Raw genomic sequence first — 23,938 nt, forward strand, 5'->3', positions numbered from 1 at the left:
CGAGTGACTCCAGTTATTGGAGCTCATGATAGAGCCACAGGGCTCCATGCTGCGAGCTTCCTCAGTGCATCGTGCCGGGCCGCTTGAGGTGATGCTCCAGCGTGCTGTAGAGCAGGGCGCTATCCAGCGGTTTGCCGAGGAAATCATCCATGCCAGCGTCCAGACCGTGCTGACGGTGCTCGTCGAGGATATGCGCGGTCAGTGCGATGATGGGGACGGCAGCGAGTTGGCGGTCGCGTTCGAACCGGCGGATCTGCCGTGTGGCTTCGAAGCCGTCCATCACCGGCATCTCGCAATCCATCAGGATCAAATGCACGGCTGCCGGGTCGCGAGCGTATTCGTCCACCGCTGCCTGGCCGTCGACTACCAGGCGCACGCTGTAGCCACGTTTCTTCAAAAAGCCCTGAACCACCAGTTGGTTCACCGGGTTGTCCTCTGCCACGAGAATGCAGGGGGCTTCGCTGTTGTCGCTGCGTATTTCTCTGACCAACTGATGTACCTGTGCTCTGGGTTCTTCATACAGCCCGTTCAAGGCCAGGCGCAGCGCGTTGATCGCCACGGGTTGGGCCAGGTGTTGCAGGCGCAGGCCATGGCTCGCCGGCAGATGTTGGCAGGCCTCGGGCGGGCAGACCAGCAGCACGCGCTGTTGCGTCTGCAGCTTGGGCCGGAGCGAGTCGAGCCAGTGATTGACGCCACCTGGCCAGGGCGCCATCAGCACCAGCAACGGTGGCGCAGCGAAATCCTCCAGATAGTCCTGCAGGCGCTCTGGCGTCTGGCAGCGTTCGGTGCGCATGCCCCAGCGTCCGAGCAGACGGCTCATGGCATCCAGGCCCAGGCCGTCGAGAGAGGCGAGCAGAGCGGTGCGGCCGGCAAGCAGGCGGCTGAGCTCGTCGGCTGTTTCCTGTTCGGCCAGTAGCGGCATGTCGAACGCGAAGCGGGTGCCCTGGCCCAGAGTGCTCTGCACTTCGATTCTACCGCCCATCATCTCCACCAGCTCCTTGCTGATGGCCAGGCCCAGACCACTGCCGCCATAACGGCGAGTAGTGCTGGAGTCGCCCTGAGCGAAAGATTCGAACAATTGCGCCAGTGCCTGCTCACTGATACCGATGCCACTGTCGCTGACGGCGAACACCAGATGCGGCCGACCATGGCTGTCGCTGCGGCGGCTGACGCTGACTGCCACGTGGCCTTCGGCAGTGAACTTGAGCGCGTTGCTGAGCAGGTTCATCAATACCTGTTTAAGCCGTGTCGGATCACCTTGAATGCGCCGGGGTACGCCGTTTTCCAGGCTGACGTAGAGGCGCAGGCGTTTGTCCAGCGCCTGGCCGGTGAACAGGCTGAGCGTCTCGGAAATCATGTCTTCCAGATCGAACTCGATCTGCTCCAGGCTGAGCTTGCCGGACTCGATGCGGGCGTAGTCGAGGATGTCGTTGATCACCGCCATCAACGAACTGCCGGAGCTGGAAATGGTGTCGACATAGAAGCGCTGGCTTCGATCCAGCGGTGTTTCGCGTAGCAGTTGCAGCATACCCAGCACGCCGTTGAGTGGCGTGCGGATCTCGTGGCTCATCTTGGCCAGGAAGCGACTTTTGGCCTGACTCTCGAATGCCGCCTGCTCTGCCGCGCGACGCGACTGGAAGCCTTCCTCCTTGAGCAGGTTGATGCGGTCGGCAAGTCCGATGGACAGGGTGATCAGCTCGATGGTCACGCCGATCTTCACCGCCGTTGCGCCGAATACGCCGAATACTTCCAGGCCCAGCGAGCCAGTGGTGGCCTGGATGAAGGCAAACAGCAGGATGGCCCAGGCCAGGGTGTAATAGGAGCCATAACGTACGCCACGACGCCACACGTAGATGCCGGTCAGCAGCAGGATCAGCGACACCAGGGAGACGGTGACGCTGGCCAGAATGTTCCAGGCAGCGAAGCCGATCAGCGGTATCGACAGCAGGCAGCCGACGCAGACCAACATCAGCAGGCGCAGGCCGGTATCCAGACGCGGGAAATACTGACGTGCATGCAGGAAATGACGGCTGAACTGGATGGCCGTGAGGCAGTGCGCGTACATCAGGATGTAGATGCTGACCGACTGAAAGGCCACGTGCTCGGGCAGCAGCTTGAACAGCATGCCGTCGAAGCACGCCGCGAGCAGGCCGACGTTGAGGTTGTAGGCCAGGTACCAGAGGTAGGCCGATTCACGCAGCGACAGGTAGAGGAACAGGTTGTAGCAGAACATGGCGAACAGCACGCCGTAGAACGCGCCGTTGAAGCCCATCAGGTTTTCCTGCGCGGCTGCGCTGGCACCGTAGGTGGCGAAGAATAGCGGCACGAACACCGTGCTGGTGGTCTCCACGCGGATCAGCAGAGTGCTGACACCGGGCTCCAGCTGCATGGGAAACCAGAAATTGCGGACCTGCACCGGCCGCTGGGAGAAGGCGAAAGTGTCGCCGCTTTCCTGTTCCAGGCGGTTGCCCTCCGGATCGATCAGGTGCACCTGCAGATGATCGAGCAACGGATAGTTGACTTCGAGATAGCCGCCTAGCTCATGGTTCAGGGCGTTGACCAGGCGAACCTTGAACCACCACACCGATGCGTTCTTGCCGAGGTTGGCATGTTCACCGCCCAGGGCCTTGAAGGCGTCATCATCCAGCGCCTGCACCTGCTCGATGCTCAGGGTGCCCTTTATGTCTTCGTAATAACCGGTGTAAGGGCCCAGGGATAGGCGCAGGTCGTCGCTGTCGAGCGACGCAGGCGTAAGCGCCCAACTGGGGCAGGCGAGCCAGAGCAACAGCAAGGCCAGAAAGACGCGAGGCATCCGTGAACCTCAGAAGGCCAGGAAAATGGCCGGGGTGTCATGTTCAACGTCGCTTGGCGACGGCCCTAAGGTTGGCCACTGACTGCAGGCCAGAAAAAGGGGAGCTGATGCTCCCCTGTCGTTCTGTGTGTCACTTTGCCTTTATGCGCTCAAGCCTTCAAGCGTCCCGATCATGTTGGCCAACCAGGCTGTCTACCGGCGGGACCCGGGTATCGCTTTCCATCTGAGCGTCATGCTCCAGCTGATGACTGAAGCGCTCTAGCGAGCCCTGTGCCGGTTGCGCATCGCTGGCGAACACCGGTGGGCTCATCATGTAGGCGGTGAGCAGGCGGCTGAGAGCCTTGAGGCTATCGATATGGGTGCGTTCATAGCCGTGAGTCGCGTCGCAGCCGAAGGCCAGCAGCGCCGTGCGGATGTCATGGCCGGCGGTGACCGCCGATTGCGCGTCGCTGTGGTAGTAGCGGAACAGGTCGCGGCGTACCGGTACGTCCTGTTCGGCTGCCAGGCGCAGCAACTGACGTGACAGGTGATAGTCGTAGGGGCCGCCGGAGTCCTGCATCGCCACGCTGACGGCGTGCTCGCTGGACTGCTGGCCTGGCGCGACCGGAGCGATGTCGATGCCGACGAACTCGCTGACATCCCAGGGCAGCGCGGCAGCAGCGCCGGAGCCGACCTCTTCGGTGATGGTGAACAGCGGGTGGCAGTCGATCATCGGTTGCAGGCCGTGATCACGAATCGCCTTGAGTGACGCCAGCAGGGCGGCGACGCCGGCCTTGTCATCGAGGTGGCGGGCACTGATATGACCGCTCTCGGAAAACTCCGGCAGCGGATCGAAGGCGACGAAATCACCGACACAAACGCCCAAGGAATCGCAATCAGCGCGGGTGGCGCAGTAGGCGTCCAGGCGCAGTTCGACGTGATCCCAGCTTACCGGCATGGTGTCGACGGCGGTGTTGAAGGCGTGCCCCGAGGCCATCAGTGGCAGCACACTGCCGCGAATCACGCCGTTGTCGGTGAACAGGCTGACACGGCTGCCTTCGGCGAAGCGGCTCGACCAGCAGCCCACTGGGGCCAGGCCCAGGCGGCCGTTGTCCTTGATCTCGCGGACGATGGCGCCAATGGTGTCCAGATGCACGGACACGGCGCGGTCGAAACGCTCGTACTCGCTCTGGCGTCCGCGCAGGGTGGCGCGAATGGTGCCGCGGCGGGTCAGCTCGAAGGGGATTTCCAGCTCTTCGAGACGTTCGGCGACGTAGCGCACGATGGTGTCGGTGAAACCGGTGGGGCTAGGGATGGCAAGCATCTCCAGCAGCACCTTCTGCATGTAGTCGAGATCGGGTTCGGGTAGTTGTTGCATGCAAGCTCCTCGGCATTCGGGTTTCCCCTCTCCCTGTGCGGGAGAGGGCCGGGGGAGAGTGGTCAGCTCGATACCTGGCTGAGCGGGAACAGTAGGTCGACGAAGCGCTCGGCGGTCGGCTGCGGCTCATGGTTGGCCAGGCCGGCGCGCTCGTTGGCTTCGATGAATACGTACTCCGGCTGATCAGCAGCGGGCACCAGCAGGTCGAGGCCAACCACGGGGATTTCCAGGGCGCGCGCGGCCTTGATGGCGGCGTCGCGCAGGGTCGGATGGAGGATCGCGGTGACGTCTTCCAGAGTCCCGCCGGTATGCAGGTTGGCGGTCTTGCGCACGGCCAGGCGCTCGCCGGCGGGCAGCACACTGTCGTAGTCGAGGCCGGCGCCATGCAGGGTGCGCAGGGTTTCGGCGTCCTTGGGGATGCGGCTTTCGCCACCGGTGGCGGCCTGGCGGCGACGGCTTTGCGCATCGATCAGCTCGCCGATGCTGTGTCGGCCATCGCCAATGATTTCGGCTGGGCGGCGGATGGCTGCGGCCACCACCTCGTAGCCGATGACCAGTACGCGCAGGTCGTGACCTTCGTGATAACTCTCCAGCAGTACGCGCTGATCGAACACGCGGGCGCGTTCGATGGCTTCCTGCACCTCGCCCGGCGTACGCAGATCCACGGCCACGCCCTGGCCTTGTTCGCCATCGACTGGTTTGACCACAACCGAGCCATGTTCGGCGAGAAAAGTGGCGTTGTCTTCGGCGCTGGCGGCCAGGCGCTGGGCCGGCACGCTGAGGTCAGCGCGCGACAGGGCACGGTGAGTCAGGCGCTTGTCCTGGCACAGGGTCATGCTCACGGCACTGGTCAGGTCGCACAGCGATTCGCGGCAGCGGATGCGTCGGCCGCCATGACTGAGGGTGAACAGCCCGGCCTCGGCGTCATCCACCTGCACTTCGATGCCGCGGCGCAGCGCCTCGTCGACGATGATCCGTGCGTAGGGGTTGAGCTCGGCCTGTGGGCCGGGGCCGAGGAACAGCGGCTGGTTGATGCCGTTCTTGCGCTTGAGGCTGAAGGTCTGCAGCTCGCGGAAGCCGAGCTTGGCGTAGAGCTTCTTGGCCTGCTTGTTATCGTGCAGCACCGACAGGTCGAGGTAGCTCAGGCCACGGCTCATGCCGTGCTCGATCAGGTGACGCACCAGTACCTCGCCGACACCGGGGCGGCTGCATTGCGGGTCGACCGCCAGGCACCACAGGCTGCTGCCGTTTTCCGGGTCACGGAAGGCGCGTTGGTGGTTAAGGCCCATGACACTGCCGATCACCGCGCCGCTGTCTTCGTCCTCGGCCAGCCAGTAGGTCGGGCCGCCCTCGTTGTAAGGCGTGAGCTTGGCCGGGTCGATCGGCAACATGCCGCGGGTCTGGTACAGGCAGTTGATTGCCTGCCAGTCGGCATCGTTCTGCGCCCGGCGAATACGAAAACCACGGAAGCTGCGACGCGCCGGGCGGTAGTCGGTGAACCACAGGCGCAGCGTGTCGGAGGGGTCGAGAAACAGTTGCTGCGGTGCATGCGCCAGCACCTGATGCGGGGCAGCCACGTACAGGGCGATGTCACGTTCACCGGGCTGTTCGTCCAGCAGGGACTCGGCCAGGACAGTGGCGTCGGGGTAGGTATGGCCGATCAGCAGGCGGCCCCAGCCGCAATGAATGGCTTGTGGCTGACTGGGCTGGCTGCTGTGATCCTCGGCCAGGCGGGCCTGCAGACGCTCGTAGGATGGTGTCTGGCCTCGCAGCAGGCGTTGGTTGAAGGCAGTGGAGCGCATGGAATAATCCCTGTCCGTGTTCACTACGTCCGGTCTTGGCCGGATCGTCATTGAGTCGCGACACATCCCGGCTTTGCCGGGCTATGACCATTGATCCTGCAGGAGCGGCCCGAGGGCCGCTCCATGTGAGTTACAGACCCTGTTCGCTCAACCACAGATTGAGCGCTGCCAGTTGCCATAGCTTGGACCCGCGCAGCGGCGTGAGCTGGCTCTGCGGGTTGGTCAGCAACTGATCGAGCATGGTCGGGTTGAACAGGCCGCGATCCTGGCTTGGGTCGAGCAGCAGGTCGCGCACCCAACCGAGGGTGGCGCCCTCAAGATGCTTGAGTCCTGGCACGGGGAAGTAGCCTTTGGGCCGGTCGATCACCTCGCCGGGGATGACCTTGCGCGCGGCTTCCTTGAGCACGTACTTGCCGCCTTCCGGCAGCTTGAACTGCGCGGGAATGCGCGCCGACAGCTCGGCCACGCGATAGTCAAGGAACGGCGTGCGCGCCTCCAGGCCCCAGGCCATGGTCATGTTGTCCACCCGTTTGACCGGGTCGTCGACCAGCATCACCGTGCTGTCCAGGCGCAGGGCCTTGTCCACTGCAGCATCGGCGCCGGGCATGGCGAAGTGCTCGCGAACGAACTCGCCAGCCATGTCGCCGGTCAGCCAGGCGGGCTGCACGCAGGCCGCGTATTCGTCGTGCTCTCGGTCGAAGAAAGCGGCGCGGTAGGCGGCGAAAGCATCCTTGGCACCATCGACTTGCGGATACCAGTGGTAGCCGGCGAACAGTTCGTCAGCGCCTTGGCCGCTCTGTACCACCTTGCAGTGCTTGGCGACTTCGCGCGAAAGCAGGTAGAAGGCGATGCAGTCATGGCTGACCATCGGCTCGCTCATGGCGCGGAAGGCCTGCGGCAGCTGCTCGAGAATCTCGTGCTCGCCAATGCGCAATTGATGATGGCGGGTGCCGAAATGCTGGGCGATCAGGTCCGAATACTGGAATTCGTCGCCACGTTCGCCGCCGGCATCCTGGAAGCCGATGGAGAAGGTCAGCAGGTTCTCCACACCAGCTTCGCGCAGCAGGCCGACCAGCATGCTCGAATCGACGCCACCGGAGAGCAGCACGCCGACGTCGACCGCCGCGCGCTGACGAATCTCCACCGCTTCGCGCATGGTCTGCAGTGTGCGGTCGCGCCATTCTTCAAAGCCGAAGTTCACTTCCTCGCCTTGCGGGCCGAACTGCAGCGTCCACCAGGTGTGCTGCTCGACCTTGCCGTCAGCATCGACACGCATCCAGGTGGCTGGCGGCAGTTTTTCCACGCCTGCCAGGATGGTACGCGGCGCCGGTACCACAGCGTGGAAATTCAAGTAGTGGTTAAGGGCGACGGCATCCAGCGTCTTGGCGATGTCGCCACCCTGCAGCAGGGCTGGCAGCGACGAGGCGAAGCGCAGGCGCTCGCCAGTACGGGACAGATACAGCGGTTTGACGCCGAGGCGGTCGCGGGCGATGAACAGGCTTTGCTTGTCACGTTCCCAGACGGCGAAGGCGAACATGCCATTGAGCTTGGGCAGCAGCTTTTCGCCCCAGGCGTGATAGCCCTTGAGCAGCACTTCGGTGTCACCGCCGGAGAAGAAGCGATAGCCCAGCGCTTCCAGCTCGCCGCGCAGCTCGGGGTAGTTATAGATGGCGCCGTTGAACACCATGGACAGGCCGAGATCGCTGTCGATCATCGGCTGGCCCGAGGCTTCGGCCAGATCCATGATCTTCAGCCGGCGATGGCCCAGAGCGATGGGGCCCTGGCTATGAAAGCCATGGGCGTCTGGGCCGCGAGGGGCCAGATGGTGGGTGATGCGCTCGACTGCCGCCAGGTCCGCGGGGCGTCGATCAAAACGTAGTTCTCCAGCTATTCCGCACATAGTTCCTTACCGGTATTGCCGTTGGGGATGGTGGCTCGGACAGCCCGAACCTTTTACACCAAAACAAGAAAATGCTTTCATGTCAAAGTTTTGGTTAATGTGTATTGGTGCTTATGAGTGATAAAAAAGTTCCTGGTGAAATAGATTTGTCATCTGTCATGGCCTTTGAAATGCCACTATTCCAGGCGCTGCGCCGCTTGCAGCAGGCGGGGGAGGTGCATGCCAAGCGTCTGGCCCGTTTTGGCGGGCTGACGCCCATGCAGTTGATGGTGCTGCAGGTGCTGGCCAGCGAGACGCGGATGACTGCCAGCGTACTCAGCAGTCGCGTCAGCCTCACCGCGGCGACGCTTTCCGGGCTGCTTGATCGTCTCGAGGAGCATGGCCTGTTGCAGCGCCAGCGCGATGACCAGGATCGCCGTCGTCAGTGGCTACTGATCAGTGCCGCCGGACGCGAGCTGATCCAGCAGGCACCGTCGTTGATGCCGCCGGAATTCAACCAGCGTTTTGCCGCGCTGGCCGATTGGGAGCGCCACAGCCTCACGGCCGCGCTGCTGCGCGCCGCCGAACTGTGCGGAGAGATGGAATGAGGAGGGCGATGAACCTGCCTTTTTCAGAAAAAATTCAAGCAGGGTGTTGACTTAGCATCGCCGCCTGCATAAAGTGCGCGCCTCGCTAAGGCACATGGGTGATTAGCTCAGCCGGGAGAGCATCTGCCTTACAAGCAGAGGGTCGGCGGTTCGATCCCGTCATCACCCACCATAGCCTTAGAGAGAAGGACGAAAGTCCACCGACGCGCAGCGGTAGTTCAGTCGGTTAGAATACCGGCCTGTCACGCCGGGGGTCGCGGGTTCGAGTCCCGTCCGCTGCGCCATTATTTCCCAGATCGGCACCTTGTCGATTTGAGATGGCAAAGCCCGCAGGGGCGCCATCAGATGCAACAGAGTTCCATGAGTTCTTTGGACGCAAGTCCAACCGACACGCAGCGGTAGTTCAGTCGGTTAGAATACCGGCCTGTCACGCCGGGGGTCGCGGGTTCGAGTCCCGTCCGCTGCGCCATATACGAAACCCGTCGATCGCAAGATCGACGGGTTTTTTATTGCCTGTGATCCGGGGTAATCAATCGCCCTGCGGCTTTTCGTCATCTTGTCTTCACACTGGCAACGTAGCTTGCTAACGAAAGATGACATGCCCCAGGAGAATGCCCGATGGATGACTATCAGGAAGAACTGCTCGAGCGCGACGTCCTCAATCAGGACATGCCCGATGTGGACGACGACGCCACCGAACTCTGAGCTGCGCCGCTGGCCCTGCGCTGTGTGCGACGGTAATCGCCCGGCGTCTGCCCGAGCCAACGCTTGAACGCGCGTTGGAAGGCTTCGGCCGAGGCGAAGCCGAGCAGGTAGGCGATCTCGCCAAAGGCCAGCTCGGTATCACGGATATAGGCCGTGGCCAGGTCGCGGCGGGTGTCGTTAAGGATGGCGCGAAATTGCGTGCCTTCCTCGGCCAGCTTGCGCCGCAGCGTCCAGCTCGGCAGGTGCAGGCTGCGCGCCACTTCCTGAAGGTCCGGCTCATGGCCGTGCAGCAAGGGCCCCAGAAGCTGGATCACGCGTTCGCGCAGACTACGCGTGCGAGTCAGTTGATCAAGCTCCCGTTCACACAGCTCCAGCAGGTGCCGCCAGGTGCCTGGGCAATGTTGTGGGTTGCGCAGGGCCAGGGTGTCGCTGCTCAGGCGCAGGCGGTTGGCGCCGCTGGCGAATTCCACCGGGCAGCCGAACAGGGGCTCGTAACGCTCGCCGTAGTCTGGCGCAGGAAATTCGATTTCGACCTTTTCGGGAATGAACGGGCGACCGACCACCTGGCCCAGATTAATCTGCCAGCCGGCCAGCACCGAATCCACCACGAAGCGGTTGTAGGCGTTGTACGGACTGATGGAATAAAAATGCAGCCAGGCGCCGCGCGCATCCTCGCTGAAGCCCGAACGGCCTCGATAGTTGGCGGCATACAGCGGCTCGAAGCGGGTAAGGGTGCGTGCCGCTTCGCGCAGATCAGGCGCTTGCGCGGCGCAGATACCGGCCAGTCCAACCTGGCTCAGGCGGCTGTGGCGGCCCATGTCCAGGCCCAGGGCTGGGTTGTTGCACAGGGCAATGGCGCTATGGCCAAGGCGCATGAAGCGCGGGATCGACAGGCGCGCGCGCGGCTCGCTCAGGCGTGCTGAATCCAGACCGAACTGCTCGAGCAGCGGCTCTGGGCGCTGGCCCTGTTCGCGCAGTGCGTCGGCCAATGCCTGGGTGAAGCCGACGGAGAGATCGCCGAGGCGAACGCGTGATGCCTTCATAACCATAGATTGATCAGTTGCGCGCCACGCTCGGGGGCGCCGCGTTCGCTGCGACCGGCACCGAAGGCGAGTGCCTGGGATTGGCCTGCGCGTTCCCACAGGCGACCGCGTAGGTGGACTTTCAGCCCAGCGCGAACGCCATGGGTCTGCAGTAGTTCGCCAAGCTTGGCGTCGTCCGTCTGGCTGTCCAGATCGCTGGGCATTGCCAAGAGCTCGATGGTCTCGTCGCCAGCCGTCGTTGCCTGGCGCAACTGCTGCATGTCACCGCCGAGTATCACGCCGAGGCGACCTGCCGGGGTTTCCAGTACCTGCACGGCACCGGTTGTTTCGGTCGTCAGCGCGCCTGCACTGAAGGCGTGGCGTTGTGGCTGGCCGAGCGGGTTGCCGGCCCGGTCGAAGACCAGGCTGACGTTGTACAGCGGCCCGCGGCCGATCTCGAGGCGGCCCTGTTCTATTTGAGGCTCGGGCAGAACGATGGAGCCCGCCACCAGGGTGATCTGGTAATCGCGAGCCAGATCGCCAAACAGCTGTTGATAGTCGCGCGCCATGCTCTTGGCCTTGGTCCGCAGCATGGCATCGTCCAGGCGCGCGTCGTCTGCGGCGCCCAGTAGCGCGCCGAGAAAATCCAGCGGGTTGGTTACCGCCAGCCAGTGCATGGCCTGGCGGCGTTCATTGGCACGGTAGAGTTCTTCTTTCTCGCCAACGGCGAGCAGCCAGGTGCCGATATGTTCCGGCAGCACGACGACGGTGCGCGCGTTGAGCATCCCTCGTTCACGGGCTTGATCGAGGTAGGCGGCCAGTTTCAGGCGCAGGCGGGCGAGGCTCTGGTAGTCGGCAGCGAACAGTTCCGGCTGGATGCCCAGCAGGTTACCGCGCGGGCCGGGCTCGCCGATATCAAGCGCGACCTGGCTGCGCAGATCGGACAGGTAGTGGCTGCTGGGACGCTGCTCGATCCACTGGGCGTAGCTGCCAAGGCCGGCCAGCAGTGCGAACGCGAGCAGAAGGGTGATCAGTAGGCGCATTTCGGGATGTTCGGCTTCGTTGCGGTGCAGGTTAGGTCGGTCGAGCCGTGCTGCCAAGGTGAATTGCTACTTTTGATCATTATCTTGTTAGTTTCGATCATTGAGCATGGTTGGCAGCCTCTTTATCGTCTGGCTCCATAACCGACCGCGTGCCCATGAGACCGCGGCAATCCGTGAACTGCACCGCGATGTGGAGAATTCCATGACTGCTCGTTACCCGCACCTGCTGGCCCCGCTCGACCTCGGCTTCACCACGCTGAGCAACCGCACGCTGATGGGCTCCATGCACACTGGCCTGGAAGAGAAACCTGGCGGCTTCGAGCGCATGGCGGCCTATTTCGCCGAGCGCGCCCGTGGCGGTGTCGGCCTGATGGTCACTGGTGGCATCGGCCCGAACGAGGAGGGCGGCGTGTATTCCGGGGCGGCCAAGCTGAGCACGCCGGAAGAAGCCGAGAAGCACAAGGTCGTTACCCAGGCCGTGCATGAGGCCGGCGGCAAGATCTGCATGCAGATTCTGCATGCCGGGCGTTATGCCTACAGCCCCAAATCCGTTGCGCCGAGCGCCATCCAGGCACCGATCAACCCGTTCAAGCCGCGTGAGCTGGACGAGGAGGGCATCGAGAAGCAGATCGCCGACTTCGTCAATTGCGCCGCGCTGGCCCAGCAGGCCGGTTATGACGGCGTCGAGGTAATGGGCTCGGAAGGTTATTTCATCAACCAGTTCCTGGTCGCCCACACCAACCATCGTACCGACCGCTGGGGCGGCAGCTACGAGAACCGCATGCGCCTGCCGGTAGAAATCGTCCGTCGCGTGCGCGAGGCGGTCGGGCCAAACTTCATCATCATCTATCGCCTGTCGATGCTCGACCTGGTCGAGGGCGGTAGCACCTGGGACGAGATCGTACTGCTGGCCAAGGCCATCGAAAAGGCTGGCGCCACCATCATCAACACCGGTATCGGCTGGCACGAGGCGCGTATCCCGACCATCGCCACCAAGGTGCCGCGTGCGGCTTTCACCAAGGTCACCGCCAAGCTCAAGGGCGAGGTGTCGATCCCGCTGATCACCACCAACCGCATCAATACCCCGGAAGTGGCCGAGCAAGTGCTGGCCGAGGGCGATGCCGACATGGTGTCGATGGCGCGCCCGTTCCTCGCTGACCCGGACTTCGTCAACAAGGCCGCCGAAGGCCGCGCGGACGAGATCAACACCTGCATCGGCTGCAACCAGGCCTGCCTGGACCACACCTTCGGCGGCAAGCTGACCAGTTGCCTGGTCAACCCACGCGCCTGCCACGAGACCGAGCTGAACTACATCCCCACCACCACGGTGAAGAAGATTGCCGTGGTCGGTGCCGGCCCGGCTGGCCTGGCCGCTTCCACCGTCGCCGCCGAACGTGGCCACAGCGTGACCCTGTTCGATTCGGCCAGCGAGATCGGCGGCCAGTTCAACGTGGCCAAGCGCGTGCCGGGCAAGGAAGAGTTCTTCGAGACCCTGCGTTACTTCAAGCGCAAGCTGGAAACCACTGGCGTTGACGTGCGCCTGAATACCCGTGTGTCGGTGGACGACCTGGTGGCGGGCGGCTTTGACGAAATCATCCTGGCCACTGGTATCGCGCCGCGTACGCCAGAGATTCCGGGTATCGAGCATGCCAAGGTGATCAGCTACCTGGACGCAATTCTCGAGCGCAAGCCGGTCGGGCAGAAGGTCGCTGTGATCGGTGCCGGCGGTATCGGTTTCGATGTTTCCGAGTTCATCACCCATCAGGGCAAGGCCACCAGCCTCGACCGTGACGAGTTCTGGAAGGAATGGGGTATCGATACCGCGCTCGAAGCCCGTGGCGGCGTGGCGGGTGTCGAGGCTCATCCTCACCCGGCGGCGCGTCAAGTGTTCTTGCTGCAGCGCAAGAAATCCAAGGTCGGCGACGGCCTGGGCAAGACCACCGGCTGGATTCACCGTACCGGCCTGAAGAACAAGAACGTGCAGATGCTCAACAGCGTCGAGTACGTGCAGATCGACGATGCCGGTTTGCATATCCGCATCGCTGGTGGCGAGGAGCAGGTGTTGCCGGTCGATACCGTGATCGTCTGCGCCGGCCAGGACCCGCTGCGTGAGCTGCAGGAAGGTCTGGAGAGCGCTGGCCAGCGCGTGCACCTGGTCGGTGGCGCGGACGTCGCCGCCGAGCTCGACGCCAAACGGGCGATCAACCAGGGCTCGCGTCTGGCTGCTGAGCTGTAATGATGACGCCCCGCCTAGTGCGGGGCGTTTGCTATCTGGCCTGAAAACAACAAGGAGAAGCCGATGTCTCTCAATACCCAGCTACAACCTGCCGCTGCAGCCAGCCTCGAGCGCTGGCACCAATTCGTCGCCGCCAAGGATCTGAGCGCCTTGCCTGAGTTGCTGCACCCACAGGCGGTGTTCCGCTCACCCATGGCGCACACCCCGTATCCGGGGGCGCAGGTGGTCAATATGATCCTCAATACTGTGCTCAAGGTATTCGAGGACTTCGCCTATCACCGTGAACTGGCCACCGCCGATGGCCTCAATGTGGTGCTGGAGTTTTCCGCGAAGGTCGGTGGACGCGAGTTGAAAGGAGTCGACATGATTCGTTTCGACGACTCGGGGCGAATCGTCGAGTTCGAGGTGATGGTGCGCCCGATGAGTGGGCTGCAGGCGCTCGGTGCCGAGATGGCGCAGCGCCTGGCGCCTTTTCTCGCCGCAGCCAAAGGCTGAACGGCGCTCTACTTGAGAACGCCCACTTCTCGGTAAAAGCGCTCGGCGCCTGGGTGCAGCGGAATCGGCAGGCCGCTGGTGGCTCGCTCCAGTCTGATGTCCTTGGCTGCCGGATGCGCTTCGGCCAATCGGTCGAGGTTCTCGAAGAGCAGTTTGGTCATCTGATAGGCCACGGCGTCGGAAACGCTGGTCTGGCTCACCAGAACGTTGGTGATGGTCGCCGTCGTCACGTCGCTGGCCTGGCCTTTGTAGGTGCCGGCAGGAATGGTGCCCGACTGATAGGCGCTGCTGCCGATACGTGACACCACCTGCTCTGGAATGGCGACGAAGGTGATTGGCACGCGTTCGGCCAGGTCGCGAATCGCCGCCATGCCCAGGCCTGCCGACTGCAGGGTGGCGTCCAGTTGGCCTCTCTCGATCAGTTCGACCGATTCGGCGTAGGGTTTGAATTCGACATGCCCCATGTCGCTGTAGCTGAGACCTGCGGCCTTGAAGATGGCTCTGGCGTTAAGCTCGGTACCCGAGCGCGGCGCCCCGACGGAAATACGCTTGCCGCGCAGGTCTTCCAGGCTGGTGATCCCCGATGCCTTGCTGGCGACGATCTGGATGTAGTTCGGGTAAATACCGGCGATAGCGCGTAGGCGGTCACGCGGTGCTCTAAAACCGGCTTCTTCGTCGCCTTTCCAGGCATCGGCTACCGAGTCACCCAGCGCGAAGGCCAACTGACCACGGGCGATCTGCAGCAGGTTGAGGTTCTCCACCGAGGCTTTGGTGGCCCGCACGCTGGTGGTCGAGTCTGCGATGCGCTCGCTATAAAGGTCGGACAGGCTCATGCCCAGCGGGTAATAAACGCCACTGGTGCCGCCGGTGAGAATGTTGATCGAGGTTGGATTCGCCTGAACGTTGAGGCTATTGGCCAAAATCGCGGCAGCGGCGAGCAGGCCAAGGCGCTTGGCTGAGTGCATGGGGATTCTCCGTTATTGTTATTTTGGACTTAAGGATGCATCAGCGCTGTGCGGGCAGTTCTCTGGTGCTGGGGGGCCTGAAACGGCTTGAGTGATGAGTACTGGCAGTGAAATGGTGATGGCAGAACATGGCTGACCTCTTGTCTTTTTTATCAGTCCGACCACGCGTTTCGCGCGCGGGTTGGTCTGTCACAGAGCAGGTGACGTGCCAGCTTGTCGGACCGCCGGTCTAGAGCGGGTGAGCTCAATGGTCTCGACTCTGATAGGCGGAAGTTTGCCTATGCTGGAAAAGTAAAAAGCAAGAATCCGCCGAGCGAGCTGTGCTGGGCAGGCTAGTGCTCATCCTGTCGCGCCGGGTGGCTGGCAATTCGCGTACTTTCCGTTCTGGTCACATTTTTGCGCCAAGCAGTGGCCTATTTGGGCTGGCTCGCAGAGTGAGTGCCAACCCAGTCACATTGCTGTGGTTGGGTTTTCCCCTAGACTTGCTCGAGGTATCAAGGACGATATCAGTGCAGAGTCTGCGCTGCGCTGGCACGCGACGTATTCCCGGTTGGTCCAGAGGGTCCTCAATGAGCATGCAGAACAAGCCGCAGATGGTGGAAGCCGTGATGTTCTTCAGTGAACGCGGTATCTGCAAACAGATGATGTTCCCTGAGTTCGAGGCTTTGCTCGACGGCGTGGTGAACATGCCCGAATTCGCCGACGAGCAGATGCGTGCGGTGTTCGTGGTGATCAATCCGCGCCTGCTGGTCAGGGCTGCGGTGTTCTTCTTTCTGGATTTCGACGAGGACGGTCGCCCCGACAAGGGCTGGAACATTCCTCTGCAACACCTGGCCGAGCGCGCCGGCCGTGGTCCGGATCTTGGCGCTGGGCCGATTCGCCTGGCCTGTCGCAGCCAGTGTCCGGTTTCCTGGCATCAGATGCACCTTTGGGACCCGAGTCTGGCACCTGCTCAAAATGACCTGGTGTTGCTGCGCGATGCAGTCAAACGCAATCAGCTTGGGTTGCTGATCGAGGACGACAGTGCTCAGGCGGTGGTTGCCGAGCGTTTGCAGGTGGCTTCCGAAGATAAATGGTATGCGCCCGATCCGGCCAAGGAAGTGGCCGAGCAATTGGCGCAGAAAATGGATCAGGAACATCGAGCCAAGACCGCGCAGCTGATTCAGCAGCAGCGTCTGCGCATCACCAGCCTGACCCAGCAGCATGAAGACGAACTGGCCAAGTTCAAACTGGCCAGCGAGGAGCAGAGCAAGAATCTGCAGGGGCAGATTCATGGGCTGCATCAGGCGCTGCGCCAGCAGGAGGAGCTCAACGCTAACCTCAAGGCGCAACTGGCCGCCCAGGCTGAAAGTTTCCAGAGCAGCCGTGAAGACATGACTCAGCAGCTACGTGCCCTTGAGCGTCATGGTCGTACCGAGGGCGACATCCTGCGTGCGCAGTTCGACGGCGAAATGCGCGCCAAAGTCGTTGCGGCCGTGGCGGAGTACAAGGAACAGATCGCCATTCGTGACGTTGAGCTGGCCTATCGCAACGAGCTGGATGCCCAGTTGCAAGCGGAGATCGAGCGCCTCAAGCGTGAGCGCGATGCATTCGCCAGTCAGGGCGGTGACCAGGTGCTGGATCGTCTGGCCAAGCTTGGCGTGGTGTTCGTGGTGTACCACCCTGGCGCCGGGCACCTGACCATTCCTCTCCAGGACGTCGCCCGCTACCAGGACAACCCGATGGCCTACGCTGCGGGTAAATGCTTCGTTTCTGAAGAGCAGTATCGCCACTGGTTGGCGCATTATCAGCAGCCCAGCTGCGACGCATCCTTGCCCAGTGGAGAGCGCTGCGCCATTCCCATCGACCGCGTCGATACGCCCAGCCGTTTCGCTCTGGGTGATTCGAACTGCTGTGCGCGGCACAAGGCGAGTAGTCGTCTGCGTACCGTCAGCTGATCTTGCCAGTACGGATTCCCACCTGGCGTCCGCGGGCGCCGCTACAACGTCTGCAACTGGACTGGCTCGAGGCTGCCGGCGTCGAGCTTGCCTGTCTGCGCCTGGATCTTGTCGACCCCCTGTTGTCCGGCAACAAGTGGTTCAAGCTCGCGCCCTATCTTGAACAGGCCGCTGCGGACGGTGCGCAGGGGGTGATCAGTCTGGGGGGGGCACACTCCAATCATTTGCATGCGCTGGCTGCAGCGGGGCGGCGTTTCGGCTTCACCAGCGTCGGTCTGTTACGTGGTGAGGCGCAGCAGACCCCGACCGTCGATGATCTGCAGCGCATGGGCATGACCCTGCACTGGCTGGGCTATGGCGGTTACCGTGCGCGGCATCAGCCGGATTTCTGGGTGCCCTGGCTCGCTCGATACCCGAATTTTCAGGTGATTGGTGAGGGCGGTCTGGGGCTTCAGGGCGCCAGTGGCTGTAGCTGTCTGGTGGCGATGGCCGAAGCGCAGTTGGCCGATATCGGCTGGTCCGATTTCGATGCCTGGTGGCTGGCTACGGGGACCGGCACCACCCTGGCCGGTTTGCTGCTGGGTGATGGTCAGCGCAGCGTATTCGGCGCGCAGGCGGTACCCAATGATCACGGCGTCGCCACTCAGGTCGCCACGTTGCTGGACGAGGCCGGGGCGTCGGCGCGGCGTTACCAGCTGATCGAGGCAGCACGCGGCGGCTTTGCCCGTATCGATGAGTCGCTACGCCAGTTCATCCTGGAAACCGAGCAAGCCTGCAGTGTGCCATTGGAGCCTGTGTATACCGGCAAGGCGCTGATGGCGCTACGCGATTTCTGCGAGCAAGGTCAACTCGCACGCGGCACTCGGTTGATCTTCATTCATACTGGCGGCTTGCAAGGTCGACGGGTGTTGATGGGCGCCAGTGCCGACTACACTCAGGTCTGACCAGCGGAGCCTGGAAATCCTCATGAGCGAACCCCTTACCCCCGAACAACTGCGCAGCCTGACGCCGCTCAACGCGCTTTCCGCGCAGCAGTGGCGCGAGCTGCGTAGCCAGTTGGTGCCGCAGCCGCTGCTGGCCGGGCAACTGCTGTTTCGCCAGGGGGATCAGGCGCGCCTGACCTGCTATCTGCTGGCCGGCGAGTTGCAGCTGCAGGATGCCGCGGGCAGGACGCAGAAGTTGCAGGCCGGCAGCGAGATTAGCTGTCACCCGGTGTCACCCGGCCTGCCACGGTTGCATGACGCTCGCGCCTTGACCGATATCAGCGTGCTGATGATCGACAGTGCCACGCTCGATCGCCTGTTGACCTGGCGTCTGGCGCATCAGGATCTGTTATTGGCATTGCAACACAGTGGCGCCGATATCGAATGGCTGGAGCGACTGCTGGAAAACCCGCTATTTGCCAAGGTACCGCCGGCCAACGTGCAGAACATGCTGGCGCGGCTGCAGAGGGTCGAGCTGGCTGCGGGCAGTCAGGTGCTTGAAGAAGGCGCTACCGGAGATTGTTGCTACTTCCTGGAAAGTGGCCGCGCCGAGGTGATTCGCGGCGCTGGCAGTGATCATCAGGTGCTGGCGGAGCTGGAAGTGGGCGCCTGTTTCGGTGAAGAAGCGCTGCTTGCTGATCGGCCACGCAATGCCACGGTGACCATGGTCGAGGCGGGTAGTGTGCTGCGCCTGGATCGTCAGGATTTCTTTGCTTTGCTCAAGGCTCCAGTAGTGGCCGAGGTGTCGCTGGGCGAGGGCGCCAGGTTGCTGACACAGGGCGCGCAGTGGCTGGATGTGCGGCTGCAGGAAGAGTACGAGAAGGCGCACGCGCCGCAAGCGCTGCACATGCCGCTGCAGCTGTTGCGCCTCAAGGCGCGCCTGCTGGATCGCTCACGCACCTACCTGTGCTACTGCGACAGCGGCAAGCGCAGCAGCAGTGCGGTGTTTCTGCTCTCGCAACTGGGTTACAGCGTTTATGCCCTGCGTGGCGGCCTGGATGCCCTGCCGGCGGTGCAGCGCGACGCACTGCTGTGTGAAAGCGGGGCAGGGTATCTGGCGCGTTCCGGTGGGCGTACCGAACGTAGCCGTTGATTGGCGCTGGCCCTGCGGCCTATCAACGAGGTGGATGAAGTCCGCGGATTGCCGGTAGCAGCGTCCCGGATTGCATCCGGGCTACGACTGCGCTGGCCACTGATCGTTGACCAGAAAGATTCGTTCGACCTCTCGCCAATCCCCGGCGTGATCTTCCTCCAGTCGCACCAATAACTGCGCTTGGGCGTCAGACCCTAGCAGCTTCAGCCATTGCTGGAAGGTGTCTGCGGGCCAGGTCTCGTCAGTCTTCACTCGCGCCGGTGCGAGCCAGGCCAATCGCGGCAGGGGTTGCCAGCGAGCGTCTGGTTTGGTCGCGGCGAAAGCATTCCAGTCACGCTGGTGTAGCCAATTGCCCCGGCAGTGCTCGGGGCCCGCGCCGCGAGGTGATGGGCAACCATCAGGCCAGGGGTAGAACAGGTAGCCGCCGAGCCAGAAGGCGGACCGAGTATCGCCCAACTGCAGCTCGTTCAAGGTCGCGCGTGCCTCGCGGCGCGACGACAGGGGCAACTGGTGCTGCGCGAGGTGACCGAGTTTCAGGTCAAGCCGATCATGGCTGCCGGGGCCGAGCCAGTCCGCCGCGTCGCTACCGCGCGTGCCCAGGTAGAACTTCACCGCCAGCTCCAGGTGATGCTCGCCTTCCGCGTCGCGCAATAGCAGGTCCAACTCGCCCAGTGTCTGGCCGTTCTGACGGATCGGCAGGTTGGCGGCGACCACCTCTACATCCGGCGCCGCGCGCAGGGCGAACTGCCACAGGCGTTCGTAATAAAGGCCGAGGCGACGCACCGGTTTTGCCGCCAGCCAAGTGTGCAGTGGGCTGGGGTCCTTGTCCTGCTGCGCAAGCCAGTCTGCCAGTTGTTGCGGTTGTCGCGTCCAGCAACTGGCTTGCAGGGGATGACGCTGGACTTTCGTGGTCTCACCGAGCATGGGTGGCGAGAGCAGTGTCCACGCCAGGTCGCGCACGGCAGGGGTGTGCAGGCTTTGCAGCAGGTCATGCATCACGTCAGGGCTGGTCATGATCCCGAGCATAGCGCAGCAACAGCACTGGTTTGCTGCGGCCCCGGCGTTTGGCCGATAATCTCTCTTCGTTTCTTATCTGTCTGGCGGGAGTCCCATGGAGCAATTTCGCAATGTCGGCATCATCGGGCGCCTGGGCAGCACGCGGGTTCTGGAAACCGTACGCCGCCTCAAGCGCTTTCTGATCGACCGCCACCTGCATGTGATCCTCGAGGACACCATCGCTGACGTGCTGCCTGGGCACGGCTTGCAGACTTCCTCGCGCAAGATGCTGGGCGAGGTCTGCGACCTGGTGATCGTCGTCGGCGGCGACGGCAGCATGCTCGGCGCGGCGCGCGCCCTGGCTCGGCACAAGGTTCCGGTGCTGGGGATCAACCGCGGCAGCCTGGGCTTTCTCACCGACATTCGCCCTGATGAGCTGGAGCTCAAGGTGGCGCAGGTGCTTGAAGGCCACTACCTCACCGAGAACCGTTTTCTGCTGGAGGCCGAGGTGCGCCGCCAGGGCGAGGCCATCGGCCAGGGTGATGCGCTCAACGATGTGGTGCTGCACCCCGGCAAGTCGACGCGGATGATCGAGTTCGAGCTGTATATCGACGGCCAGTTCGTCTGCAGCCAGAAGGCCGACGGCCTGATCGTCGCCACACCCACCGGCTCGACCGCCTACGCACTGTCCGCTGGCGGGCCGATCATGCACCCCAAGCTCGATGCCATCGTGGTGGTGCCGATGTACCCGCACACCCTGTCCAGTCGGCCCATCGTGGTCGACGGCAACAGCGAGCTGAAGGTGGTGGTATCGCCGGACATGACCATATATCCGCAGGTTTCCTGCGACGGCCAGAACCACTTCACCTGCGCGCCGGGCGACACCCTGCACGTGGCGAAGAAAGCGCAGAAGCTGCGACTGATCCATCCGCTGGATCATAACTACTACGAGGTCTGCCGAACCAAGCTGGGTTGGGGCAGCCGCCTGGGAGGGCAGGACTGAATGTCCCTCGACCCCCATCGTGGTTATGACCTGATCGGTGATATCCACGGTTGCTCGCGCACCCTCGAACGTCTGCTCGATCGCCTTGGTTATAGCCAGCAGAGCGGCGTGTGGCGCCATCCGACGCGTATGGTGATCTTCCTCGGTGACCTGGTCGACCGCGGCCCGGGCATTCGCGAGGCCCTGCACCTGGTGCACGATATGGTTCGCGCAGGCCAGGCACTGTGCATCATGGGCAACCACGAGTTCAACGCGCTGGGCTGGAGCACGCCGGCTCCACCAGGCAGCGGCCGTCACTACGTGCGCGAGCACAGCCCGCGTCATCAGCGCCTGATGCGTGAGACATTGGCGCAGTTCGAAGACCATCCACAGGAGTGGCGCGAATTCCTCCGCTGGTTCTACGAGATGCCACTGTTCATCGACGCCGGGCGCTTCCGCGTCGTGCACGCCTGCTGGGATGCCGAGTTGATCGCACCGCTGCAGGCGCAATTTCCCGATGGCTGCATCGACGAGCATTTCCTGCAGGCTTCGGCGGTGCCCGGCAGTTTCGCCAACATGGCGCTCGATCGCCTGCTGCGCGGCACCGACATGCGCCTGCCGCACGGCCTGACCCTGACCAGCGGTGATGGCTTCACGCGTTCCTACTTCCGCACCAAATTCTGGGAAGAGGACCCGAAGACCTATGGCGATATCGTCTTCCAGCCCGATGCCTTGCCGGAACTGGCGGCGCAGACGCCGCTGACCGAACTGCAGAAGGACGAATTGCTCAGGTATGGCGCGCACGAGCCGCTGTTGTTCGTCGGTCATTACTGGCGACGCGGCAAGCCGGCGCCGATCCGGCCCAATCTGGCCTGTCTGGATTACAGCGCAGTGGTCGGCGGCCGCTTGGTCGCTTATCGCCTGGATCAGGAAACACGTCTTGATGCGGGCAAATTCGTCTGGGTCGATGTCGACCCGCAGGAGGCACCGCGATGACGTCAGTAGAAGTGCTGCGCTTGCCGCTGGATACCGACTTGAGCGGCTTCGTTGGCCTGTTGCAGCGTTTGAACGTGCCGCACCGGGTGGCGGAAGAGGGCGGTGAGCAGGTGCTCTGGGTGCCAGGTGAACAGCTTGCCGGGCACGTGCGCGAGCTTTATGCGCGTCACCCGCAGGGCGACGCCGGCGGAGAGCTGCCGGTAAGCGCTGCGCCGGTGCGGGACAGCTTCTTCACGCAGTTGCGGCGCAGTCCGGTTACGGCACTGGTGCTGCTGGCGACCTTCATCGTCTTCGCCGTGACCCTGGCGGGCGAGAATTTTTCCACCATCCGCTGGCTGAGCTTCGTCGATTTTCGTATCGACGGTGCGCGCATCTATCTGACCTATCTGGATGCCACTTTGGGCAGCGGTCAGTGGTGGCGCCTGATCACGCCGATGCTGATTCACTTCGGCTGGCTGCACCTGGCGATGAACAGCCTGTGGTACTGGGAGCTGGGGCGGCGCATCGAGTTTCGTCAGGGGGCCATTGGTCTGCTCGGGCTGACCTTGCTGTTCGGCCTGGCGTCGAACTTCGCCCAATACTGGTGGGCTGGGCCGTCGTTGTTCGGCGGGTTATCTGGCGTGCTTTATGGCCTGCTCGGGCATTGCTGGATCTACCAGCGCCTGGCACCGAATCCGGCCTACCGGCTGCCGCCCGGCGTGCTGGTGATGATGCTGATCTGGCTGGTTGTCTGTATGACCGGCATCTTCGAAACCCTGGGGGTTGGCGCTATCGCCAACGGCGCGCACGTCGGTGGCCTGCTCATCGGCTGCCTGACAGGGCTGCTTGGCGGTATGCTGGCAAGACGCTGATTTATTGGGTGGGCTGAAGCGGAGTGCCGCCCGGCCCACCTTACGATTTACTTGGAGACCTGAATGTCGTCCTTTCTCGATGCGATTGAAAACATCACCCCGGAAATCTACGAAAGCCTCAAGCTGGCCGTGGAAATCGGCAAATGGCCGGACGGCCGCAAGCTGACTCAGGAACAGAAAGAACTGAGCCTGCAGGCGATGATCGCCTGGGAAATGCAGAACCTGCCGGAAGAAGAGCGCACCGGCTACATGGGCCCGCAGGAATGCAGCAGCAAGTCCGAGCCGGTGCCGAACCTGTTGTTCAAGTCCTCGGATACCCTGCACTGATGAGCGAATTGGGGCGTGGCTCGCTGAGCAAGATGAAGGCGCACCTGGATGCACCGGTGCAATATGCCTTTCGTCTGGGCGAGGAAGAAGTACCGGTCAACCCGCTGGTGGGCAAGCACTTGCGCCTGGAATACCTCGGCGCCATCCATTGCACGCACTGCGGGCGCAAGACCAAGACCAGCTTCAGCCAGGGTTATTGCTACCCCTGCATGCAGAAGCTGGCGCAATGCGATATCTGCATCATGAGTCCGGAGAAGTGCCATTACGATCAAGGCACTTGCCGCGAGCCGAGCTGGGGCGAGCAGTTCTGCATGACCGACCATATCGTCTACCTGGCCAATTCCAGCGGCGTGAAGGTCGGTATCACCCGCGCTACTCAGGTGCCGACGCGCTGGATCGACCAGGGCGCGACTCAAGCGCTGCCGATTCTACGCGTGGCCACCCGGCAGCAGTCCGGCTTCGTCGAGGATCTGCTACGCAGTCAGGTGGCGGACAAGACCAACTGGCGTGCGTTACTAAAAGGCGACGCTGAGCCGGTCGATCTGCTGGCCATTCGCGAGCAGTTGTTCGATAGCTGTGGCGCGGGCATTGCCGAGCTGCAGCAGCGCTTCGGCCTGCAGGCCATTCAGCCGCTGTCCGCGGCCGAGGTGCAGGCGATTCGTTATCCCATCGAGGCCTATCCGGCCAAGATCACCAGCTTCAACCTGGACAAGCAGCCGCTGGCCGAGGGTACCCTGCTCGGTATCAAGGGCCAGTACCTGATGTTCGATACCGGCGTGATCAATATCCGCAAGTACACCGCCTACCAGTTGGCTGTCCACGAGATCGCCGCCTGACACCCGATTGCCA

19 protein-coding genes and 3 tRNA genes are annotated in these 23,938 nt (G+C 63.0%); 14 read left to right on the plus strand and 8 right to left on the minus strand.

Annotated elements, in window-relative coordinates:
• Positions 1-61 precede the first annotated feature (61 nt).
• From RTH74_RS20355 to RTH74_RS20370, 4 genes are all read right to left on the minus strand, one after another.
• Positions 62-2,812 (minus strand): 7TM diverse intracellular signaling domain-containing protein, encoded by a 2,751-nt coding sequence (locus RTH74_RS20355; RefSeq protein ID WP_316915850.1) that lies wholly within the window; start codon positions 2,810-2,812, stop codon positions 62-64.
• A gap of 157 nt (positions 2,813-2,969) precedes the next feature.
• On the minus strand, positions 2,970-4,169 hold the full coding sequence (locus RTH74_RS20360; RefSeq protein WP_106735543.1) for an osmoprotectant NAGGN system M42 family peptidase: 1,200 nt from the start codon (positions 4,167-4,169) through the stop codon (positions 2,970-2,972).
• A gap of 62 nt (positions 4,170-4,231) precedes the next feature.
• Positions 4,232-5,971, minus strand: a complete 1,740-nt coding sequence (ngg, locus tag RTH74_RS20365) for an N-acetylglutaminylglutamine synthetase (protein ID WP_279921069.1) — start codon at positions 5,969-5,971, stop codon at positions 4,232-4,234.
• A 130-nt stretch (positions 5,972-6,101) separates the two neighbouring features.
• A complete protein-coding gene (locus RTH74_RS20370) occupies positions 6,102-7,871 on the minus strand; it encodes an N-acetylglutaminylglutamine amidotransferase (RefSeq protein WP_279921070.1) in 1,770 nt (589 codons plus the stop codon).
• 113 nt (positions 7,872-7,984) lie between these two features.
• Here RTH74_RS20370 and RTH74_RS20375 point away from each other — a divergent pair, with 113 nt between their 5' ends.
• The 4 genes from RTH74_RS20375 to RTH74_RS20390 all read left to right on the plus strand — a co-directional run bounded on the left by RTH74_RS20375 (position 7,985) and on the right by RTH74_RS20390 (position 8,927).
• Complete coding sequence (locus RTH74_RS20375; RefSeq protein ID WP_037000023.1) at positions 7,985-8,458, plus strand: MarR family winged helix-turn-helix transcriptional regulator; 474 nt, start codon at positions 7,985-7,987, stop codon at positions 8,456-8,458.
• A 96-nt stretch (positions 8,459-8,554) separates the two neighbouring features.
• A tRNA-Val gene (locus tag RTH74_RS20380) sits at positions 8,555-8,630 on the plus strand.
• Positions 8,631-8,665: 35 nt separating this feature from the next.
• Positions 8,666-8,742: transfer RNA gene (locus RTH74_RS20385), tRNA-Asp, on the plus strand.
• A gap of 108 nt (positions 8,743-8,850) precedes the next feature.
• Positions 8,851-8,927: transfer RNA gene (locus tag RTH74_RS20390), tRNA-Asp, on the plus strand.
• Positions 8,928-9,120: 193 nt separating this feature from the next.
• On the opposite strand, the gene RTH74_RS20395 is transcribed toward RTH74_RS20390, so the two are convergent.
• Positions 9,121-10,206 (minus strand): AraC family transcriptional regulator, encoded by a 1,086-nt coding sequence (locus RTH74_RS20395; RefSeq protein WP_316915851.1) that lies wholly within the window; start codon positions 10,204-10,206, stop codon positions 9,121-9,123.
• The gene (locus RTH74_RS20400; protein ID WP_316915852.1) at positions 10,203-11,228 is read right to left on the minus strand and encodes a carbon-nitrogen hydrolase family protein; all 1,026 of its coding nucleotides are present in this window, start codon (positions 11,226-11,228) and stop codon (positions 10,203-10,205) included. Before RTH74_RS20400 ends, RTH74_RS20395 begins: the two co-directional genes overlap by 4 nt.
• Positions 11,229-11,430: 202 nt before the next feature.
• On the opposite strand from RTH74_RS20400, the gene RTH74_RS20405 reads away from it, so the two are divergent.
• Together RTH74_RS20405 and RTH74_RS20410 are read left to right on the plus strand one after the other, a co-directional pair.
• Positions 11,431-13,464 (plus strand): NADPH-dependent 2,4-dienoyl-CoA reductase, encoded by a 2,034-nt coding sequence (locus RTH74_RS20405; RefSeq protein WP_316915853.1) that lies wholly within the window; start codon positions 11,431-11,433, stop codon positions 13,462-13,464.
• 63 nt (positions 13,465-13,527) lie between these two features.
• A complete protein-coding gene (locus RTH74_RS20410; protein ID WP_316915854.1) occupies positions 13,528-13,959 on the plus strand; it encodes a nuclear transport factor 2 family protein in 432 nt (143 codons plus the stop codon).
• 8 nt (positions 13,960-13,967) lie between these two features.
• Here the strand turns inward: RTH74_RS20410 and RTH74_RS20415 are convergent, their stop codons facing one another.
• Positions 13,968-14,924: a TAXI family TRAP transporter solute-binding subunit gene (locus tag RTH74_RS20415; protein WP_316915855.1), complete on the minus strand. Its 957-nt coding sequence runs from the start codon at positions 14,922-14,924 to the stop codon at positions 13,968-13,970.
• Between the two features lie 569 nt (positions 14,925-15,493).
• On the opposite strand from RTH74_RS20415, the gene RTH74_RS20420 reads away from it, so the two are divergent.
• The 3 genes from RTH74_RS20420 to RTH74_RS20430 are packed head-to-tail and all read left to right on the plus strand — an operon-like array spanning position 15,494 to position 18,937.
• Positions 15,494-16,861 (plus strand): chromosome partitioning protein ParA, encoded by a 1,368-nt coding sequence (locus tag RTH74_RS20420; protein ID WP_125880265.1) that lies wholly within the window; start codon positions 15,494-15,496, stop codon positions 16,859-16,861.
• Positions 16,862-16,863: 2 nt separating this feature from the next.
• Complete coding sequence (locus RTH74_RS20425) at positions 16,864-17,805, plus strand: pyridoxal-phosphate dependent enzyme (RefSeq protein WP_316915856.1); 942 nt, start codon at positions 16,864-16,866, stop codon at positions 17,803-17,805.
• A gap of 22 nt (positions 17,806-17,827) precedes the next feature.
• Complete coding sequence (locus tag RTH74_RS20430) at positions 17,828-18,937, plus strand: cyclic nucleotide-binding domain-containing protein (protein ID WP_316915858.1); 1,110 nt, start codon at positions 17,828-17,830, stop codon at positions 18,935-18,937.
• An 81-nt stretch (positions 18,938-19,018) separates the two neighbouring features.
• Here the strand turns inward: RTH74_RS20430 and RTH74_RS20435 are convergent, their stop codons facing one another.
• Positions 19,019-19,951, minus strand: coding sequence for a DUF1853 family protein (locus RTH74_RS20435; RefSeq protein WP_316915859.1), 933 nt, complete (start codon positions 19,949-19,951; stop codon positions 19,019-19,021).
• Positions 19,952-20,048: 97 nt separating this feature from the next.
• On the opposite strand from RTH74_RS20435, the gene RTH74_RS20440 reads away from it, so the two are divergent.
• From RTH74_RS20440 to RTH74_RS20460, 5 genes are all read left to right on the plus strand, one after another.
• Complete coding sequence (locus RTH74_RS20440; RefSeq protein ID WP_099523283.1) at positions 20,049-20,936, plus strand: NAD(+) kinase; 888 nt, start codon at positions 20,049-20,051, stop codon at positions 20,934-20,936.
• Entirely contained in the window at positions 20,937-21,911 is a 975-nt protein-coding gene (locus RTH74_RS20445; RefSeq protein ID WP_316915860.1) for a metallophosphoesterase, read from the plus strand.
• Complete coding sequence (locus RTH74_RS20450; protein WP_316915861.1) at positions 21,908-22,762, plus strand: rhomboid family intramembrane serine protease; 855 nt, start codon at positions 21,908-21,910, stop codon at positions 22,760-22,762. The genes RTH74_RS20445 and RTH74_RS20450 overlap by 4 nt, the downstream gene beginning before the upstream one ends.
• A 63-nt stretch (positions 22,763-22,825) precedes the next feature.
• Positions 22,826-23,089: a YeaC family protein gene (locus RTH74_RS20455; protein ID WP_017679055.1), complete on the plus strand. Its 264-nt coding sequence runs from the start codon at positions 22,826-22,828 to the stop codon at positions 23,087-23,089.
• Complete coding sequence (locus RTH74_RS20460) at positions 23,089-23,925, plus strand: DUF2797 domain-containing protein (protein WP_316915862.1); 837 nt, start codon at positions 23,089-23,091, stop codon at positions 23,923-23,925. Before RTH74_RS20455 ends, RTH74_RS20460 begins: the two co-directional genes overlap by 1 nt.
• Positions 23,926-23,938: the final 13 nt, after the last annotated feature.

Source organism: Pseudomonas sp. zfem001, from assembly GCF_032621725.1.
Taxonomy (GTDB): Bacteria; Pseudomonadota; Gammaproteobacteria; order Pseudomonadales; family Pseudomonadaceae; genus Aquipseudomonas; species Aquipseudomonas sediminis.

Excerpts from the sequence above, each read along its gene's own strand:
- RTH74_RS20355 (WP_316915850.1), bottom strand. The coding sequence starts at position 2,812 with ATGCCTCGCGTCTTTCTGGCCTTGCTGTTGCTCTGGCTCGCCTGCCCC.
- RTH74_RS20360 (WP_106735543.1), bottom strand. The coding sequence starts at position 4,169 with ATGCAACAACTACCCGAACCCGATCTCGACTACATGCAGAAGGTGCTG.
- ngg (WP_279921069.1), bottom strand. The coding sequence starts at position 5,971 with ATGCGCTCCACTGCCTTCAACCAACGCCTGCTGCGAGGCCAGACACCA.
- RTH74_RS20370 (WP_279921070.1), bottom strand. The coding sequence starts at position 7,871 with ATGTGCGGAATAGCTGGAGAACTACGTTTTGATCGACGCCCCGCGGAC.
- RTH74_RS20375 (WP_037000023.1), top strand. The coding sequence starts at position 7,985 with ATGAGTGATAAAAAAGTTCCTGGTGAAATAGATTTGTCATCTGTCATG.
- RTH74_RS20395 (WP_316915851.1), bottom strand. The coding sequence starts at position 10,206 with ATGAAGGCATCACGCGTTCGCCTCGGCGATCTCTCCGTCGGCTTCACC.
- RTH74_RS20400 (WP_316915852.1), bottom strand. The coding sequence starts at position 11,228 with ATGCGCCTACTGATCACCCTTCTGCTCGCGTTCGCACTGCTGGCCGGC.
- RTH74_RS20405 (WP_316915853.1), top strand. The coding sequence starts at position 11,431 with ATGACTGCTCGTTACCCGCACCTGCTGGCCCCGCTCGACCTCGGCTTC.
- RTH74_RS20410 (WP_316915854.1), top strand. The coding sequence starts at position 13,528 with ATGTCTCTCAATACCCAGCTACAACCTGCCGCTGCAGCCAGCCTCGAG.
- RTH74_RS20415 (WP_316915855.1), bottom strand. The coding sequence starts at position 14,924 with ATGCACTCAGCCAAGCGCCTTGGCCTGCTCGCCGCTGCCGCGATTTTG.
- RTH74_RS20420 (WP_125880265.1), top strand. The coding sequence starts at position 15,494 with ATGAGCATGCAGAACAAGCCGCAGATGGTGGAAGCCGTGATGTTCTTC.
- RTH74_RS20430 (WP_316915858.1), top strand. The coding sequence starts at position 17,828 with ATGAGCGAACCCCTTACCCCCGAACAACTGCGCAGCCTGACGCCGCTC.
- RTH74_RS20435 (WP_316915859.1), bottom strand. The coding sequence starts at position 19,951 with ATGACCAGCCCTGACGTGATGCATGACCTGCTGCAAAGCCTGCACACC.
- RTH74_RS20440 (WP_099523283.1), top strand. The coding sequence starts at position 20,049 with ATGGAGCAATTTCGCAATGTCGGCATCATCGGGCGCCTGGGCAGCACG.
- RTH74_RS20445 (WP_316915860.1), top strand. The coding sequence starts at position 20,937 with ATGTCCCTCGACCCCCATCGTGGTTATGACCTGATCGGTGATATCCAC.
- RTH74_RS20450 (WP_316915861.1), top strand. The coding sequence starts at position 21,908 with ATGACGTCAGTAGAAGTGCTGCGCTTGCCGCTGGATACCGACTTGAGC.
- RTH74_RS20455 (WP_017679055.1), top strand. The coding sequence starts at position 22,826 with ATGTCGTCCTTTCTCGATGCGATTGAAAACATCACCCCGGAAATCTAC.
- RTH74_RS20460 (WP_316915862.1), top strand. The coding sequence starts at position 23,089 with ATGAGCGAATTGGGGCGTGGCTCGCTGAGCAAGATGAAGGCGCACCTG.